Genomic DNA, 17,969 nt, shown 5'->3' with positions numbered 1-17,969 from the left:
GCGCGCCTTCCGCACGGACGCCACCGCGAGAACCTACCCGCCTACTACCCCACACCGGCCACCCGACCAAGCAAACCCACAGTTCAAAGACCTAACGAAGCAGAATCTCGGAGAGCGTGTCCGATCTCAGGTTTGAATCCACCGGCAGGGGATCACTGCGCCGAGGGTGAAGCCTGGGCACCGGGCAACGGGCACCGGGCAACGGGCAACGGGCTCCGGGCAACGGGCACCGGGCATCGGGCATCGGGCATCGGGCATCGGGCATCGGGCATCGGGCATCGGGCATCGGGCATCGGACCCCGTCCAAACAGACCGGTGAATTCAGCCGCCGGATTCAGGTTCACTAATGACGAGCCATACAATTTAGGCAAGCCTGCCTTCGGGAAAAGGCAATGGTGTTCCAATAAAATTAGGAAAACCTTTCCTGACTAAGGGCATCCGTCGTTGCAGCAGCAGGGTGACCAGGGATAACCTTTTAGGTATGACTGATCGCGACGAGCACAAGACAAAATTTCACGGCTTACTCCAGGACCAAATTTACGCCGAGTTTACGGCAGCACAACAATACTTGGCGATTGCCGTTTTTTTCGACAGCGAAGATCTGCCGCAACTTGCCCATCACTTTTACTCCCAGGCCGCCGAGGAGCGTAGTCACGCGATGATGATCGTGCGGCATCTGCTCGACCGCGGCCTCCCCGTGGAAATCCCGGGGGCGGAGCCGGTGCGCAACCACTTCGACCTGCCCCGCGACGCATTGGCGCTCGCACTGGCGCAGGAACGCGCCGTCACCGACCAGGTCAGCCGCTTGACCGCGGTGGCCCGCGATGAGGGCGACTACCTCGGTGAACAATTCGTGCAGTGGTTCCTCAAGGAGCAGGTCGAAGAGGTGGCCCTGATGGCGACGCTGGTACGAGTCGCCGACCGGGCCGGGGCCGATCTGTTCGAACTCGAGAACTTCGTCGCGCGCGAGGTTCCGAAGCCATCGGCGGAACCCGGGGCGCCCCCCGTTGCCGGTGGCCCCCGATAGGGGTCGTGAGTCAGTCGGTGGATTCGCTGGTCGCCAGCCAAGACTTGGTGCGGCCGGGATGGTTCGTGGCGATCCAAGCCACCCCGATCTCGCGACAGAAGTCGATGTCGTCGTGGTCATCGACGGTCCAGCAGTACACCGACCGGCCCTGCGCGGCCGAACGGTCGACGAGCTGCGGGTAGTCGCGCAGCGCGGCCAGTGACGGCCCCACCGCGGTTGCGCCGACGGCGGTGGCCGCGCCGCTGGCGAGGTAGCGCCCCGACTCGCCCAGCAACACCGTCGGCAGCATCGGTGCGGCGCGTCGGACCCGCCAGACCGCGGCAGCCGAAAACGACATGACGACCGCGCGGGAGTGATCGGCCGATGCCGGCGCGGCAATGCCGAAGTGGTGCAGCAAAGCCAGCAACTTGTTCTCCACCAACGGGCCGTAGCGCACGGGGTGCTTGGTTTCGATGAAGATCTTCACCGGCCGATGCCAGTCCAACACGAGCATGACCAGCGCGTCCAACGTCAACAGTCCGGTGTCGCCGTGGGTGCCGTCCGGACGCCAACTGTCATGCCAGACCCCGTACTCCAATTCGCGCATCTGCGCCAGCGTCGTCGTGCTGACCACACCCTCCCCGGTTGAGGTGCGATCCAGTCTGCGGTCGTGGACGCAGACGAGGTGGCCATCACGGGTCAGCCGGACATCGCATTCGACGCCGTCGGCGCCCTCGTTGAGTGCCAGCTCATAAGCAGCCAACGTGTGTTCCGGACGTGCGGACGACGCGCCGCGGTGGGCAACCACGAAAGGGTGCCCGGCTGAGGCCTCGTCCGGCCGCGTCATAGCCCTATGCTGCCGGTTGCCGCCCCTCCGGCTCAACCACCGCGGACGACGCAGATGGTGTGGATTTCTCCGGCCGACCGGATTCCACCACCAGCCACCGGTGAGCGGGCCGCACGACGGGCTTGCGTTCGAAGCCCTCGAAGACCCGCGACACCGCGGCGATGGTGACACCCGCCACCAGATACCCGATCGTCACCGCGACGGTGTTGTTGGCGATGCCCTGTGCATCGCTGGAAAGGCAGGTGGCGATGGCGAACAGCGACACCGCGTAGCTGAGAACCCAGATGAGCCACCAGGCGATGATCGGTTTCCGCATTCGCCGATAGTGGCCCTCGACCAGCGCCAGTTCGATGACATACAGCGGGGCCATCACCAGGTTGACGAAAGGCAGCAGACATCCGGCCCAGAGCCGGCGGGCCGTGCGGTGCTCGAGCAGACCGTGGTGGCTGAATGCGGCGGCCCGCCGGGCACGTAACCATTGGACCAGCACCACGAACGCGGCCGCCGCCGCGACCAGGGCGGCCCCACTGGCCGCGATGCCCATCCAGTCCGCGGTCAAGGCCAGCACGGAGTTCAACAGGGTCTCCCGGTTGATGATCAGCAGGACATACCGTCCGGCATAGACGAGTGCCGCTGCGGCGAACACCATCTGGGTGGCCAACAGCACGGCGCGGACCCGCTCCGCCGGCGGTCCGGTCTGCGTCTGTTGCTCAGCCACGGGCGCCGGGACCAGGTATCGCGCCGGATCGATCAGGCCCCAACGCGGTACGGCGGCGTAGCGCGGCGTCGGCCCCAGCGGCCGTCGCCCCGGGCCCGCCCGCCGCGAAACCCCGGGTCGCAGGGCGATCCAGCGAAATCCGGGCGGAATCCGCGGAGCGCCCCTGCCGGCAACCCCTGCCGCCGGGGGCCGCTGGCTAGGCACCCCCGATGGTCCGGCGGGCACGTCCGCCTGCGGCCGCATCAGTGTTCCGCGGCAGCGGGGGCACCACGTGCGCTGACGCTCACGCACATTCCACCGAGTGCCGCACTGCGAGCACGCCTGAATCACAACGACCAGCCTAACCGCGACGGGCGACACACGACGCACGACGGACCTGCGCGGTGCGACAGCCACCTACCCGGCCGTCAGGGCACGGCGCATCCCGGCGACCTGAGTCGGTCTGCACAATTCCCCTGGATCGATCCACAGCGGACGGAGTTGGCAAACATGACCGTGACCGGCCGGTTTTCAGGTCTGCTGGGGACAACCTGCCCCACGTTGAGCCCGGTGACGCACCGTCCGGGCGAAGGCGGACCCGCGATTTCGGGCCGCCGGCGCCGGCGACGTCCGCAGGCCATTGTTCATCGGGGGTTTTTCAAGATGTGATCTTGGCGATATGATTACCGTCAGCATCTCTATAGATGTGATTGGTCCCACACCAGCGGTCGCGGACTGAACACACAAGTGAGGAAGGTGCCTGATGGCCATCCATTCGCTCGGCCCGGGACCAAATCCGCCTACGTGGAACTCCACATCGCCCACTTGGGGACACACCTACGTCGTCGCCGCCCTGCGCGCCGGCTTCATCGCCCTGGCGTTGCTGGCCGTGCTGGTACTCATCGTCCTGACGTGATCTTTCGGGGTTGACCACGGTCCGGCCGGGAACACCCGGCGGAATCCTCCGCGGAATCGTTACGGAATAGGCTGTCAAGCAGCAGGGTTGACTACGTCAGACGACCCTGTGTTGGGAAGTCAAAGATTCGACCCATGGACGATCCGCAAATCGAAGGAAGGAATGTCGTGGCTGACTACACCTTGCCCGACTTGGACTGGGACTACGGCGCGCTGGAACCCCACATCTCCGGCCAGATCAACGAAATCCACCACAGCAAGCATCACGCGGCGTACGTCAAAGGAGTGAACGACGCGGTCGCCAAGCTCGAAGAATCTCGCGCCAAGGACGACCACGCGGCGATCTTCCTCAACGAGAAGAACCTGGCTTTCCACCTCGGGGGTCACGTCAACCACTCGATCTGGTGGAAGAATCTGTCGCCCAACGGCGGTGACAAGCCGACCGGTGACCTTGCCGCCGCTATCGACGACCAGTTCGGTTCGTTCGACAAGTTTCGCGCACAGTTCAGCGCGGCCGCCAACGGCTTGCAAGGGTCGGGCTGGGCGGTCCTGGGCTACGACACACTGGGCGGCAAGCTGCTCACCTTCCAGCTCTACGACCAGCAGGCCAACGTCCCGCTGGGCATCATCCCGCTGCTGCAGGTCGACATGTGGGAGCACGCCTTCTACCTGCAATACAAGAATGTCAAGGCGGACTACGTCAAAGCGTTCTGGAACGTCGTCAACTGGGCCGACGTTGCGGATCGCTACACGGCGGCAACCTCGAAAACCTCCGGGCTGCTCTTCCCCTGATACCCGCCGCACCGGCCTGGGCGTCGCGCGAACTCGCGCGGCGCCCTCGTCGTTTTCCGGCGGGAATGCCTCGAACTACCGGTTCGCAACGAAGCCGTCCCGTCGCCGTGTCGGGTTGCATACCGCTAAAAGGCCGCGCATCCTTGGTTATTCAGGCTAGATTTACGTCGATCGACCAGCGTAGTCACTTCGGATGGAAGCGTTGCGGAGGGCGAGATGGATGCCGGATCAAGTGGTCCTATCGGAGTAGCCCCCTTTCATGCGCGTGGCGCACTGAAAGGCTTCGTGATCTCCGGACGCTGGCCCGATTCCACCAAGGAGTGGGCCCAACTGTTGATGGTCGCGGTCCGAGTCGCCTCTCTGCCCGGATTGCTGTCCACCACCACGGTATTCGGTGCCCGCGAGGAGCTGCCCGATGAACCGCGGCCCGACACCGTGGGCCTGGTAGTGGCAGAGGGAACGGTGGTCGGCGAAAAGGCTATTCAGCCAGGTTATTTCGGGGAACATCAGCCTCCGGCACTACTGATGCTGCATCCGCCGTCGGAGACGACGCCCTCGCTCCCCGAATGCGCCGGGGCCGCGTCGGGATGTCTGTTGCTACCCGGCCTGCCCTATTTGGGACTCGAACATCGGGCAGCGTGGGTGGAGGCAGAGTCCGACGGCACCATCACCTCGATGGTCAGCCGTGTCGGTGTTGACCCGATCAGCCACCCCGACACAGCGATCCTGGCGATGCTGCTGGCCGCCTGAACCGGCCTGCCGGCTGCCCCCGGGAGACGTGTGCGCAGTCGATGGCCGATGTCGCCGACTTCCCGGAACGACCGCTGATCGCCGCGCTGGCCGAGCCCGCTTGCTCACGAGCGTAACGCCAGGGCGAAATCCGGAGCGCAAAATCGCAACCACGTTACGCTCGCGAACGACTCACAGCCCGTGAACCCCACCGGCGCGAAAAATCGAGGCTGGGTACTGGGCAAAATGTTCGAACTCAGGGCATACACCGGGGTCTGCGTCTGGTTGCGGGCGGCTACGGTCGCTACCATAGTCAGCAAACATCTCTTCGTTGCTGCCCGGAGTTTTTCGCTCTGGTGGAGGTCATATCGATGAGCACGACGTTCGCCGCCCGACTGAACCGCTTGTTCGACACGGTGTATCCCCCGGGGCGGGGTCCGCATTCCTCCGCGGAGGTGATCGCGGCGCTCAAGGCGGAAGGCATCACCATGTCGGCCCCGTACCTGTCTCAGCTCCGTTCAGGCAATCGCACCAACCCGTCGTCGGCGACCATGACCGCGCTGGCCAACTTCTTCCGTATCAAGCCGACATTCTTCGTCGACGACGCGTACTACGAGAAGCTCGACAAGGAATTGCAGTTCTACGACGCAGTTCGCGACGCCGGGGTGCGCCGTATCGCGGTACTGGCCCAGGGACTGACCGCGGAGGCGCAGCAAATGGTCGTCGAACAGATCGAGGAGCTGCACCGCGCCGCGGGGCTCGATCCCTGACCGCTGGGCCACCGGGTCGGACAGGACCTGACGATGTGCTGCGGGAGTACCGGGATTAGGGTTGGCCCCACGCTGTAGCGCACGCGTCGCGATCATTCACGAGAAGCCGGGAGGCGGTCGGCAATGGGCCTGTTCCGCACACGAAAGAGCCGAGCAACCCGCCGCGCCGAGGCCCGCGCGCTCAAGACCCGCGCCAGGCTTGAGGCACGACTGTCGGCAAAGAACGAGCGCCGTCGCATCAAGTCCGCGCAAAGGTCTTCCGACAAGGCCATCAGGGCCCAGCTCAGGGCACAGAAGGACAGCGACCGCGCGGCGGTGAAGGTCGCCGAGATGGAACTCCGGGCCGCGCGCGACGGCAGGCTGCTGTCACCGACCCGGCTCCGCCGAACTCTGACGGTGTCGCGTCTGCTGGCGCCGGTGCTGGCCCCACTGGTCTACCGGGGTGCAATCGAGGCTCGGGGCCTGATCGACCAGCGCCGGGCCGAACAGTTGGGTGTTCCGCTGTCGGCGTTCGGGCAGTTCTCGGGGGACGGCGCCAGATTGTCGGCGCGTATCGCCGGAGCCGAGCAGTCCGTGCGCAGCGTGGGGCAGAAGAAGCCGAAGGATCCCGAGACCAAGAAGTTCGTCGCGGCGATCGGCGAAAAGCTATCCGAATTGTCCGTCGCGGTGACCGCCGCCGAGAGCATGCCCGGCCAACGTCGTCGAGAAGCCCACGCAGCCATCGCGACGCAACTTGACGGAATCGAAGGCGACCTGCTGGCACGGCTCGGAGTCGGCTGAGGCGTCCGCACCTTTCGGCACCTGGGGAGCCCCCGCGGTCGATGGGTCTGACGCCCGTCAGCCCTGGCATGATGGGATCCGATCGTTGCGCGAGCCCGGACCCGACGACAAAGCAGCAAAGGAGCGGCCGCATGGCAGATTCAGCGGATCAACCCCAGCGCCCAGGAGAGCCCGCTCCGCGGGCCGGCAAGCCACCGGCAAAGAAGGCACCCGCCAAGAAGGCACCCGGGAAGAAAGCTGCCGCCAAGAAGGCACCCGGCAAGAGCACACCCGCCAAGACCGCCAAGAAGGCACCCGCCAAAACCGGCAAAGCCGCAGCCAAGGCTGCGGGACCCGCTGCGAAGCCAGCTGAGAAACCAGCCACGCCCCCCGCACCCACGGCGGCCAAACCCTCCGGCGTCCAGCCGTCCGCGCAGACCAATGGGCAGGTTGCGGCGGCCGCCAAGGATGCGGCGGCGCGGGCGAAGTCGGCCGTGGACACCGCGGAGAGCCCGCTGCCCGAGGGGCAACCGGAGCCCGGCGCCCCGCCGTCCCCGGTGCCGTGGGCCGTGGCCGTCGTCATGAGCCTGCTCGCCGTGCTGCTCGTCCGGCAGTTGCGCCGGCGCTGAGGTAGTCCGGGCCGTGGTGGTATTCCGGCCGACGGCCGACTTGGTCGACGCCATCGGCCCCGACGCCCGCAGTTGCGATCTGCAATTCCGCCAATTCGGCGGGCGGCCTGAATTCGCCGGACCGATCCGCACCGTTCGTTGTTTTCAGGACAACGCGCTGCTGAAATCTCTTCTGTCACAACCGGGCAACGGCGGTGTGCTCGTCATCGACGGTGGCGGGTCACTGCATACCGCGTTGGTGGGCGATGTGATCGCCGAGTTGGCCCGCTCGAACGGCTGGGCTGGATTGATCGTGTACGGCGCGGTTCGGGACGCCGTAGCGCTGCGGGGAATCGGTATCGGCATCAAGGCTCTCGGCACCAATCCTCGGAAAAGTACCAAAACCGGCGCCGGGGAACGCGATGTCGAAGTCACCTTGGGCGGGGTGACCTTCCGCGCGGGTGAACTTGCCCACAGCGACGACGACGGCATCGTCGTCGTCGCCGCCGGGAGCGCGACCGAAGGCCCGCCGGCTCACCGGGGCTAAGCCGATACCGCCACAGGTTTTCTGGAGAACCGCAGTCCTTCATCAGCGACCCGTCCGCGCCGGATCAGGCGGATGTCGCGCAGGTAATTCTGGTTCAGCCGCCACGGTGTCCGCGAACCCTGCTTGGGCAGCTCGTCGAGCGAGCGCGTCACGTAGCCCGGCGTGAAGTCCATGAACGGCCGCTCTTCGACGTCGGCTGGCGGGTCTTCTACCGCAACCGCGTCAAATCCCTTGTGGTCCATATAGTTCAACAACCTGCACGCATACTCCGAAACCAGATCCGCCTTCAGCGTCCAGGAGGCGTTGGTGTATCCGACCGTGTACACCATGTTCGGAATGCCCGACAGCATCATGCCCTTGTAGGCCATGGTCTGGGTGAGATCCACCAGTTGACCGTCCACCGCGGTGGTCGCGCCGCCGAACAGCTGAAGATTCAGTCCCGTTGCGGTGACGATGATGTCGGCCGGAAGCTGCTGGCCCGAGTCGAGCAATACGCCCTCCGGGGTGAACCGCTCGATGGTGTCGGTGACCACGTCGGCTTTGCCATCCCGGATGCTGCGGAACAAGTCGCCGTCGGGCACCAGGCACAACCGTTGGTCCCAGGGTCCGTAGTTCGGGCCGAAATGTTTTCGCACGTCGTATCCCTGCGGCAACTGCCGTTGCACCAGGCCCATCAGGGTCTTCCGCATCTGTCGTGGCCACTTCTGGCAGGCCGCATATACGGCGGCCTGGCGCAGCAGGTTTTTCCAGCGAATTGCGCTGTAGGCCATGGAATCCGGGAGCCATCGGTTGAGCCGGTCGGCGATGCCGTCGGCTCCCGGCTGCGACACAATATAGGTGGGCGAGCGCTGCAGCATCGTCACGTGCGCGGCGCCGGAAGCCGCCAGGGCGGGAACCAGGGTGACTGCGGTGGCGCCACTACCGATCACGACGATGTTCTTGCCCTGATAGTCGAGGTCGGCCGGCCAGTGCTGAGGGTGGATGATCTGTCCAGCAAAATCCTCGGAACCGGTGAACGTCGGCGCGTAGCCCTCGTCGTAGTTGTAGTAGCCGCTGCACAGAAACAGGAACGAACAGGTGAGCCTGCGTGACTCGCCATCGCTGTCGATCTGGATGGTCCAGCGGTTGTCCGCACTCGACCAGTCGGCCGCCACCACCCGCTGGTTGAAACGGATGTGCTTGTCGATGCCGTACATCGAGGCCGTGGTTTTGACGTAGTCGAGAATCGGTCCGCCATCGGCGATCGCCTGACTTCCGGTCCACGGCCGGAAGCGGAATCCCAGGGTGTACATGTCCGAATCGGAGCGGATTCCCGGGTAGCGGAACAAATCCCAGGTGCCCCCCATGCTGGGGCGTCGCTCCAGGATCGCGTAGCTCTTGCTCGGGCAACGGTCCTGCAGATGCCAGGCCGCGCTCACCCCCGAGATGCCGGCTCCCACGATGGCGACATCAATGTGCTCAGTCATAGACGCCAAGGTATCAACACATTGTCGATTACGCCAACAGTACGTCGAAATTGTCGACACACTGTAGGCTGACGGCCGTGGCCGGCTTCCCTGCGACTTCCCCCGCGAACGGACTGCCGCATCCCCGCGTTCGGCGCAACTCGAGGCCGTCCGGCGATGACCGCGAGTCCGCGATTCTCGCTCACGCCGAGCAATTGCTGGAATCCCGGCCATTGGCCGACATCTCCGTCGACGACCTGGCCAAGGGTGCGGGGATCTCCCGACCGACCTTCTACTTCTACTTCCCTTCCAAGGACGCGGTGCTGCTGACTCTGCTGGGCCGGGTGGTCACCGAAGCCGACGCCGCACTGGAATCGCTCGGCGCCGACCTGGGTGAGTCCGGTCGCAACAAGTGGCGGATCGGCATCAACGTCTTCTTCCAGACGTTCGGATGCCACCGGGCGGTGACCCGAGCCGGCATAGCCGCCAAGGACACGAACCCGGAGTTGCGGGGCCTCTGGACGGCATTCATGAATAAGTGGATAGCCTTCACCGCTGCGCAGATCGACGCCGAGCGCGAGTTGGGCGCGGCGCCGAACACCCTGCCCAGCCATGACCTCGCCACCGCTCTGAACCTGATGAACGAGCGGACCCTGTTCGCCTCCTTCGCCGGTGAACAGGCCCGCGTTCCGGAGGAGCATGTGCTCGACACCCTGGTGCACATCTGGATCGGCAGCATCTACAGTTGATCCCCGGGGTTGCGGGGCCGGCGCGCACCCGAACGCGTCAGAAGAACTGCGCCGCCACGAACCCGGCCAGCACCACCGAAAAGCCGCCCATCTCACCGGCGATCAACAGGGCCATGAAGAATCCCGTCCCCGCGACCGGGTGCGCAAACTGGTTGGTGGTGTCGCGGCGCGCACCGTGCAGGATGTACGTCGCGATGGCGGCGACGAAGAAGAACACCGCCACCCCGGTAGCCGTCAGGTTCACCCAGGCCGGCCAGGCGCTGAGCTCGACGAACACCGCGAAAAGCATCGTGGCGAAGGCGTACAGCAGCGCCGCCCGATGGGCGATGTCGGTGTAGGGGTGCGCCCGGTGATCGGCGGCAAGGGTGATCTGCCGGTATTTCCACACCCCGAGACCCAGCGCCAGCAGGAAGATCAGTCCGGCCGCCAGCAGCGTCAGCCTGGTGTCGATTCCCAAAATCGCCGGTGTCATAGTGCTGCCGATTCTAGTTGCCCGGCAGGGGCACGGACTACCGTCGGATTTATGCGTTTCGCATTCAAAACCTCACCGCAGAACACCACCTGGCCGCAGATGCTTGCGCTCTGGCGGGCCGCCGACGGCATCGACGTGTTCGAGTCCGGCTGGACCTTCGATCACTTCTATCCGATTTTCTCCGATTCCAGCGGCCCCTGCCTGGAGGGCTGGACCGCCCTGGCCGCACTGGCGCAGGCCACCGAGCGGCTGCGGCTGGGCACCTTGGTCACCGGTATCCATTACCGTCATCCCGCCGTGCTGGCAAACATGGCTGCCACCCTGGATGTGATCTCCAACGGGCGGCTCGAACTGGGGATCGGCGCCGGCTGGAACGAGGAGGAGTCGGGTGCGTACGGTATCGAACTGGGCAGCCTTAAGGACCGGTTCGACCGGTTCGAAGAGGCCTGCCAGGTGCTGGTCGGCCTGCTCAGCCAGGAGAAAACGACTTTCGCCGGCAAGCACTACCAGCTCACCGATGCCTACAACGAACCGAAGGGGCCGCAGCGGCCACACCCGCCGATCGCCATAGGCGGCAGCGGCGAACGGCGGACGTTGCCGATCACTGCCCGCTACGCGCAGCACTGGAACTTCGTGGGCGGCACGCCCGAGGAGTTCGCACACAAACGCGATGTGCTGGCGGCATGCTGCGCCGATATCGGACGCGACCCGAGGGAGATCACCCTCTCCTCCCATCTCGTGCTCGGAGCCGACCGCGACTATGGGCGACTCATCGACACCGCGGCCGCGCTCGGGGAGGTGGGTTTGGATCTGGGTATCGTCTACATCTTTCCGCCGCACGACGCCGCTGTCATGGAGCCACTGGCCGAAGCCATTCGGGACTCGGGGCTCTGCCTCCCTGGCTCGCGAGCGTAACGCCATGGCGAAATCCGGCGGGCGAAATCGCAGCCACGTTACGCTCGCGAACGACTCACATTTCTGCCGCCTCGACGAAGCCGAGCAAACTACGACAGAGCTACTCCCGCGCTTCCCCCGCAGGACCCCCGCGCTACCCCCGCAGACGCGGTCAACCAAACCGCAATAGGTCCGCGGCCGTCACCAAGCGTTCGCTCCGGGCCGGAAATTCCCGCCTCTTCATGGGGTGCCGAACGTATGACCAGGCAATCCGCCCCAGTCGCGACCGAGCAACGGGATTCAAGTACATGGTGAACTCTCCTGCGACCGACCAGTTCATTCGGAGCTTCGACTGGCCTGCTCTCCGGCCCCACGGTGTGACGATGCCCCGCTAACAATTAGACACCCGTGACACGGCAAACTCGGGATGGCTCGCCAGCAAAATTTCGAGTGTTTTAGAAGTGGCTGGTGTGACTCGTTATCTCAGCGGAACGTCCGTCGGCTCGATCGGGGCGGGCAGGGCAGTCGAACCCATCAGGTAGCGGTCCACCCCGGCCGCCGCGGCCCGACCCTCGGCGATCGCCCACACGATGAGCGACTGCCCGCGGCCCATGTCCCCGGCCACGAACACCCCGGGAACCGACGTATCGAAGTCGTGGCCGCGGGCCACGTTCCCGCGATCGGTGAGCTGCACCCCGAGCTCGTCGAGCAGGCCCGGCTTCTCGGGGCCGACGAAGCCCATCGCCAACAGCACCAGGTCGGCCGCCAGCTCGAAGTCAGAGCCCTCGACCTTGACGAACTTGCCGTCCTGCATCGTCACCTCGTGGGCTTTGAGCGCGGTGACCCGGCCGTCCACCCCGACGAACTCCTCGGTGTTCACCGAGAACACCCGCTCGCCACCCTCTTCGTGCGCCGAAGAAACCCGGTACATCAACGGGTAGGTCGGCCACGGGGTGGACGCGGCACGGGTTTCGGGCGGGCGCGGCATGATCTCGAACTGATGGACACTGGCCGCACCCTGCCGGTGCGCGGTGCCCAGGCAGTCGGCACCGGTGTCACCGCCGCCGATGATGATGACGTGCTTGCCTTCGGCCGTGATCGGCGGCGGACCTTCGTGCTGACCGGACGCGTACTGGTTGCCCCACGGCAGATACTCCATGGCCTGGTGAATCCCCGCCAGGTCGCGGCCCGGCACCGGCAGATCGCGCCAGGCGGTGGCGCCGCCGGCCAGCACGACCGCGTCGAAGTCGGATCGCAACTTCTCCACGCTCAGGTCCTCGCCGACGTTGACGTCGGTCACGAACTCGGTGCCTTCGGCAGCCATCTGCTCCAGCCGACGATCCAGAACGCGTTTTTCCATCTTGAACTCGGGAATGCCGTACCGCAGCAACCCGCCGATGCGGCTTGCCCGTTCGAACACGGTCACCTTGTGGCCCGCCCGCGTCAGCTGTTGCGCGGCAGCCAGGCCGGCCGGCCCCGAACCCACCACTGCGACTGCTTTTCCGGTTTCGCACAGCGGTAGCACCGGTTCCGCCCAGCCTTCGCCGAAAGCCTTCTCGACGATCTCCACTTCGATTTGCTTGATCGTCACTGGATCCTGGTTGATGCCCAGCACGCAAGCGCTTTCACACGGCGCGGGGCAGAGCCGCCCGGTGAAATCGGGGAAGTTGTTCGTAGCGTGCAGCCGATCGGCCGCCTCGCGAAATCGGCCGAGCCGCACCAGATCGTTCCACTCCGGGATCAGGTTGCCCAGCGGACAGCCCTGGTGGCAGAACGGAATACCGCAATCCATGCAGCGAGTCGCCTGCTCGCGCAGGACCTCGATATCGAATTCCTCGTAGACCTCGCGCCAGTCCTTCAACCGCAGCGGGACCGGCCGACGCTTGGGCAGCTCCCGATGCGTGTACTTGAGGAAACCGTTGGGATCAGCCATGAGCGGCCGCCATGATCGCCTTGTCGACATCGGCTCCGTCACGTTCAGCTCTGGCTATCGCCTCCAGCACCTTCCGGTAGTCCCGCGGCATCACCTTCACGAAGTGCCGTTGCTCGCGGCTCCAGTCGTTCAGAATACGCCCGCCGACAACGGAATCGGTGGCGTCGACATGCGCCGTGACAAGGCCGTACACGCACTCGACGTCTTGTGCGTCCAAAGTTTCCATGTCAACCATCTCGGCGTTGAGATTGTCGGGCAATTCACCGCCCGGATCGTAGACATAGGCCACTCCCCCGGACATACCCGCGGCGAAATTACGGCCGGTGCGGCCCAGGATGACGACTCGGCCTCCGGTCATGTACTCACAACCGTGATCGCCCACACCCTCGACCACCGCGTGCGCCCCTGAGTTGCGGACCGCGAACCGCTCGCCGACCACCCCGCGCAGGTAAGCCTCTCCGCTGGTGGCGCCGAACAGAATCACGTTGCCGCCGATGATGTTGTCCTCGGCGACATAGTCTTTCGGTGCGTTTTCCGACGGTCGCACCACGATTCGACCGCCGGACAACCCCTTGCCGACGTAGTCGTTGGCGTCGCCGAAAATACGCAGCGTGATCCCGCGAGGCACAAAGGCGCCGAAGCTGTTGCCGGCCGAACCGTCGAAGGTGATATCGATCGTTCCGTCCGGGAGCCCCTGTCCCCCATAGGCCTTGGTTACCTCGTGTCCGAGCATGGTGCCTACGGTTCGGTTGACATTGCCGATGGCGGTGGAGAACCGGACCGGCGCCCCGGTGTCCAGGGCTTCACGGCTCATCACGATCAGCTGTTGATCCAGCGCCTTGTCCAGCCCGTGGTCTTGACTCGAACTGCAATACAGGTCCTGGTTCATGAAGGCCGACTCGGGTTCGTGCAACACCGGAGTCAGGTCCAGCCGGTGCGCTTTCCAATGGGCGCGTGCCAACGTCGTGTCCAGTGCACTGGCCTGGCCGACCGCCTCGTTGATGGTGCGGAAGCCCAACTGTGCCATGTACTCCCGAACCTCTTCGGCGATGAACATGAAGAAGTTCTCGACGAACTCCGGCTGGCCGGTAAACCGCTCGCGCAGCACCGGGTTCTGAGTTGCCACCCCGACCGGGCAGGTGTCCAGGTGGCAGACCCGCATCATGATGCAGCCGGCCACCACCAGCGGAGCTGTTGCGAAACCGTATTCCTCGGCACCCAGCAGCGTCGCGATCATCACATCTCGGCCGGTCTTGAGTTGCCCATCGACCTGGACCACGATGCGGTCGCGTAAACCGTTGAGCAACAAGGTCTGTTGCGTTTCCGCCAGACCGAGTTCCCACGGCGCGCCGGCGTGCTTCTGGGACGTCAACGGCGTAGCTCCGGTACCGCCATCGTGGCCGGAGATGAGCACCACGTCGGCGTGTGCCTTCGAAACACCGGCCGCCACGGTGCCGACCCCGTTCTCCGAGACCAGCTTTACGTGCACCCGTGCCGACGGGTTCGCGTTCTTCAGGTCGTGGATCAGCTGGGCGAGGTCCTCGATGGAATAGATATCGTGGTGCGGCGGCGGTGAGATCAACCCCACTCCGGGAGTGGAGTGCCGTACCGCGGCGACCCACGGATACACCTTGTGGCCCGGAAGTTGGCCGCCCTCACCGGGTTTGGCGCCTTGGGCCATCTTGATCTGGATGTCGGTGCAGTTGGTCAGGTAGTGCGACGTGACACCGAACCGGCCTGACGCCACCTGCTTGATGGCGCTTCGCCGCCAGTCCCCGTTCGCGTCGTGTTCGAACCGGGCGACATCCTCGCCGCCTTCACCGCTGTTCGACCGTGCGCCAAGGCGGTTCATCGCAATCGCCAGCGTCTCGTGGGCCTCCGCGGAGATCGAACCGTAGCTCATCGCGCCGGTCGAAAACCGCTTGACGATCTCGCTGGCCGGCTCGACCTCGTCCAACGGCACCGGCGAACGCACTCCGGCCCGGAATTTGAACAGGCCGCGCAGCGACGCCATCCGCTCGCTCTGGTCGTCGACCAGGCGGGTGTACTCCTTGAAAATCGTGTACTGGCCGGTGCGGGTGGAGTGCTGCAGCTTGAACACGGTCTCGGGGTTGAACAAGTGGTATTCACCCTCGCGGCGCCACTGGTAGTCGCCCCCGACCTCGAGCTCGCGGTGCGCCCGCTCCTCCGGCCGGTCCAGGTAGGCCAGCGCGTGCCGGGTGGCCACATCCGCGGCGATGTCGTCGACGGTGATGCCTCCGGTCGGGCAGGCCAACCCGGTGAAGTATTCGTCGAGCACCTCAGCGGAGATGCCGACCGCCTGAAACAGCTGCGCGCCGGTGTAGGACGCCAGAGTCGAGATGCCCATCTTCGACATCACCTTCAGCACACCCTTGCCCGCGGCCTTGATGTAGTTGCTCAACGCGGTCTGGCGGTTGAGGCCGACGATCGCGCCGCGATCGACCATTTCCTCGATCGACTCGAACACCAGGTAGGGGTTGACCGCGGCCGCCCCGCAGCCGATCAACAGCGCCATGTGGTGCACCTCGCGGGCATCGCCGGATTCCACGACCAGACCGACATGGGTGCGGGTCCGTTCACGCACCAGATGGTGATGCACGCCGGCGACCGCAAGCAACGACGGGATCGGTGCCAGCTCCTCGTTCGAGTCGCGGTCGGAGAGGATGATCAGCCGCGCTCCGTCGGCGATCGCCGCCGATGCCTGCGCGCGCACCTCGTCCAGCGCGGCTGCCAGCCCCGCTCCCCCGCTCGCGACCGGGTACAGGCAACGCACCACCGTCGAACGCATTCCATGCGGATGCCCGTCGACGACGTCGTCGGGATCCAGGTTGATCAGCTTGGCCAGCTCGAAATTGCGCAGGATCGGCTGCGGCAGCGCGATCTGCTGACACGAGCCCGGGCCCGGGCTGAGCAGGTCCCGCTCCCCGCCGGTGGTACCCAGCAGGCTGGTCACCACCTCCTCGCGGATGGCGTCCAACGGTGGATTGGTCACCTGGGCGAACAGCTGCTGGAAGTAGTCGTAGAGCATCTTGGGCCGCTTCGACAGCACCGCGATCGGTGTATCGGTGCCCATCGAGCCCAGTGCCTCGACGCCGGTCCGGACCATCGGCGCTACCAGCAGGTTCAGCTCCTCGTAGGTGTAGCCGAACGTCTGCTGGCGCACGACGAGCCGGTGATGCGGCATGCGCACGTACTTCTTGGCCGGCAATCTGTCCAGCGGAACCATGCCGTTGTTGAGCCACTCCTGATACGGGTGCTCGGCGGCCAGCTCCGCCTTGATCTCCTCATCGGAAACGATGCGGCCCTGGGTGGTGTCCACCAGGAACATTCGGCCCGGCTGCAACCGCATCCGTTTGACGACCTTCGACGGGTCGACGTCGAGCACCCCGGCCTCCGACGCCATGACGACTAGGCCGTCGTCGGTGACCCAGATGCGTGAGGGGCGCAGGCCGTTGCGGTCGAGCACGGCGCCGACCAGGGTGCCGTCGGTGAACGTGATCGACGCCGGGCCGTCCCACGGCTCCATCAGCGACGCGTGGTACTCGTAGAACGCCCGCCGGGCCGGATCCATCGCCTCGTGGCGCTCCCAGGCTTCCGGGATCATCATCAGGACCGCGTGCGCCAGACTGCGGCCGCCCAGATGCAACAATTCGACGACCTCGTCGAAACGGGCGGTGTCCGACGCCCCCGGGGTGCAGATCGGGAACAGCTTCTCCAGATCGTCCTTCGATCCGAAGACGTCGGTGTCGATCAAGGCCTCCCGGGCACGCATCCAGTTCTCGTTGCCGGTGACGGTGTTGATCTCACCGTTGTGAGCGACCCGGCGGAACGGGTGGGCCAGCGGCCAGGACGGGAAGGTGTTGGTGGAAAACCGCGAGTGCACGATTCCCAGGGCGCTCGTCATCCGCTGGTCCTGCAGGTCAAGGTAGAACGCCCGGAGCTGCGGGGTGGTCAGCATGCCCTTGTACACCAGCGTCCGGCCGGACAGGCTCGGGAAGTACACCGTTTCGCGTCCGGGGCCGTCCTGCCCCGGGCCCTTGGTGCCCAGTTCGTGTTCGGCGCGCTTGCGGACCACGTAAGCGCGCCGTTCCAGCGTGACACCGGAAGCACCCGTCATAAACACCTGGCGGAAGGTCGGCATCGCGTCGCGAGACAGCGGGCCGAGCGAGGAGTCGTCGGTGGGCACGTCGCGCCAGCCAGCCACCTTCAGGCCCTCGGCTTCGGCGATCCTGCCCACCGCGGCACACGCCGCCGCGGCGTCCCTGGACGACTGCGGAAGGAACGCGATCCCGGTGGCGTAGCTGCCCGGTTCGGGAAGTTGGAAATCCACCACCGCGCGCAGGAACTCATCGGGAACCTGGATCATGATGCCGGCACCGTCTCCACTGCGCGGCTCAGCGCCCGCGGCACCGCGGTGTTCGAGGTTGAGCAACGCGGTGATGGCCTTGTCCACGATGTCGCGGCTGCGCCGGCCGTGCATGTCCACGACCATGGCGACCCCGCACGAATCGTGTTCGTACGCGGCGTTGTATAGCCCGACACGCTTGGGCGTCATACCCACCTAACCCTTCAGCAGACTTTCCGGACCGCCGACCTGCGGATCGCCGTCCCGGATCGACGGGGCTGCGCCCGGGATTGCCGGCCAGGCCCGTCGGCCTCCAACGCCGTCGGCAGGCCGGCCGCAAAACGAATCCGGCCCGGCCTGCGTCCGTGCAACGCTGAACGGCGGCCCCTGGCCTGGCTTCGGCAACCTAGACGATATGACGAAAGCCGCCTGACATGCCA

Annotated in this window: 16 protein-coding genes; 10 read left to right on the top strand and 6 right to left on the bottom strand. The window is 65.6% G+C overall.

Features of this window, described 5'->3' with window-relative positions:
• Positions 1-481: 481 nt before the first annotated feature.
• Positions 482-1,027, top strand: a complete 546-nt coding sequence (locus tag ACK5M9_RS01790; RefSeq protein ID WP_416891497.1) for a ferritin — start codon at positions 482-484, stop codon at positions 1,025-1,027.
• Between the two features lie 10 nt (positions 1,028-1,037).
• Here ACK5M9_RS01790 and ACK5M9_RS01785 read toward each other — a convergent pair whose 3' ends face one another.
• The gene (locus ACK5M9_RS01785; RefSeq protein WP_416891496.1) at positions 1,038-1,853 is read right to left on the bottom strand and encodes a glycerophosphodiester phosphodiesterase; all 816 of its coding nucleotides are present in this window, start codon (positions 1,851-1,853) and stop codon (positions 1,038-1,040) included.
• 4 nt (positions 1,854-1,857) lie between these two features.
• Positions 1,858-2,901 carry a DUF4328 domain-containing protein gene (locus tag ACK5M9_RS01780; protein ID WP_416891495.1) on the bottom strand — a complete coding sequence of 348 codons (1,044 nt, stop codon included), beginning with the start codon at positions 2,899-2,901 and terminating at the stop codon, positions 1,858-1,860.
• A gap of 412 nt (positions 2,902-3,313) precedes the next feature.
• Here ACK5M9_RS01780 and ACK5M9_RS01775 point away from each other — a divergent pair, with 412 nt between their 5' ends.
• The 7 genes from ACK5M9_RS01775 to rraA all read left to right on the top strand — a co-directional run bounded on the left by ACK5M9_RS01775 (position 3,314) and on the right by rraA (position 7,670).
• Positions 3,314-3,466 (top strand): hypothetical protein, encoded by a 153-nt coding sequence (locus ACK5M9_RS01775; protein ID WP_416891494.1) that lies wholly within the window; start codon positions 3,314-3,316, stop codon positions 3,464-3,466.
• 167 nt (positions 3,467-3,633) lie between these two features.
• Complete coding sequence (locus ACK5M9_RS01770; protein WP_416891498.1) at positions 3,634-4,257, top strand: superoxide dismutase; 624 nt, start codon at positions 3,634-3,636, stop codon at positions 4,255-4,257.
• A gap of 216 nt (positions 4,258-4,473) precedes the next feature.
• The gene (locus ACK5M9_RS01765; protein ID WP_416891493.1) at positions 4,474-5,007 is read left to right on the top strand and encodes a peptidase; all 534 of its coding nucleotides are present in this window, start codon (positions 4,474-4,476) and stop codon (positions 5,005-5,007) included.
• A gap of 350 nt (positions 5,008-5,357) precedes the next feature.
• Complete coding sequence (locus ACK5M9_RS01760) at positions 5,358-5,756, top strand: transcriptional regulator (RefSeq protein ID WP_416891492.1); 399 nt, start codon at positions 5,358-5,360, stop codon at positions 5,754-5,756.
• A 123-nt stretch (positions 5,757-5,879) separates the two neighbouring features.
• On the top strand, positions 5,880-6,536 hold the full coding sequence (locus ACK5M9_RS01755) for a DUF6474 family protein (RefSeq protein WP_416891491.1): 657 nt from the start codon (positions 5,880-5,882) through the stop codon (positions 6,534-6,536).
• A 131-nt stretch (positions 6,537-6,667) separates the two neighbouring features.
• A complete protein-coding gene (locus ACK5M9_RS01750) occupies positions 6,668-7,144 on the top strand; it encodes a nucleoid-structuring protein H-NS (protein WP_416891490.1) in 477 nt (158 codons plus the stop codon).
• Between the two features lie 13 nt (positions 7,145-7,157).
• Complete coding sequence (rraA, locus tag ACK5M9_RS01745) at positions 7,158-7,670, top strand: ribonuclease E activity regulator RraA (protein WP_416891489.1); 513 nt, start codon at positions 7,158-7,160, stop codon at positions 7,668-7,670.
• Here the strand turns inward: rraA and ACK5M9_RS01740 are convergent.
• Entirely contained in the window at positions 7,667-9,136 is a 1,470-nt protein-coding gene (locus ACK5M9_RS01740; protein ID WP_416891488.1) for a flavin-containing monooxygenase, read from the bottom strand. The two genes, rraA and ACK5M9_RS01740, sit on opposite strands and share 4 nt — an antisense overlap.
• Before the next feature lie 77 nt (positions 9,137-9,213).
• Between ACK5M9_RS01740 and ACK5M9_RS01735 the strand changes: the two genes are divergently transcribed.
• Positions 9,214-9,864: a TetR/AcrR family transcriptional regulator gene (locus ACK5M9_RS01735; RefSeq protein ID WP_416891487.1), complete on the top strand. Its 651-nt coding sequence runs from the start codon at positions 9,214-9,216 to the stop codon at positions 9,862-9,864.
• 37 nt (positions 9,865-9,901) lie between these two features.
• Here the strand turns inward: ACK5M9_RS01735 and ACK5M9_RS01730 are convergent, their stop codons facing one another.
• On the bottom strand, positions 9,902-10,336 hold the full coding sequence (locus ACK5M9_RS01730) for a hypothetical protein (RefSeq protein WP_416891486.1): 435 nt from the start codon (positions 10,334-10,336) through the stop codon (positions 9,902-9,904).
• Positions 10,337-10,387: 51 nt separating this feature from the next.
• Here ACK5M9_RS01730 and ACK5M9_RS01725 point away from each other — a divergent pair, with 51 nt between their 5' ends.
• Positions 10,388-11,251, top strand: a complete 864-nt coding sequence (locus tag ACK5M9_RS01725; protein ID WP_416891485.1) for an LLM class F420-dependent oxidoreductase — start codon at positions 10,388-10,390, stop codon at positions 11,249-11,251.
• 457 nt (positions 11,252-11,708) lie between these two features.
• Here the strand turns inward: ACK5M9_RS01725 and ACK5M9_RS01720 are convergent, their stop codons facing one another.
• Complete coding sequence (locus ACK5M9_RS01720; protein ID WP_416891484.1) at positions 11,709-13,163, bottom strand: glutamate synthase subunit beta; 1,455 nt, start codon at positions 13,161-13,163, stop codon at positions 11,709-11,711.
• Positions 13,156-17,739 (bottom strand): glutamate synthase large subunit, encoded by a 4,584-nt coding sequence (gltB, locus tag ACK5M9_RS01715; protein ID WP_416891483.1) that lies wholly within the window; start codon positions 17,737-17,739, stop codon positions 13,156-13,158. Before gltB ends, ACK5M9_RS01720 begins: the two co-directional genes overlap by 8 nt.
• Positions 17,740-17,969: the final 230 nt, after the last annotated feature.

The organism is Mycobacterium sp. (assembly GCF_047975165.1).
Taxonomy (GTDB): Bacteria; Actinomycetota; Actinomycetes; order Mycobacteriales; family Mycobacteriaceae; genus Mycobacterium.
Note: the sequence above shows the minus strand (reverse complement) of the source record. Positions and strands in the feature narration are given on the sequence as shown.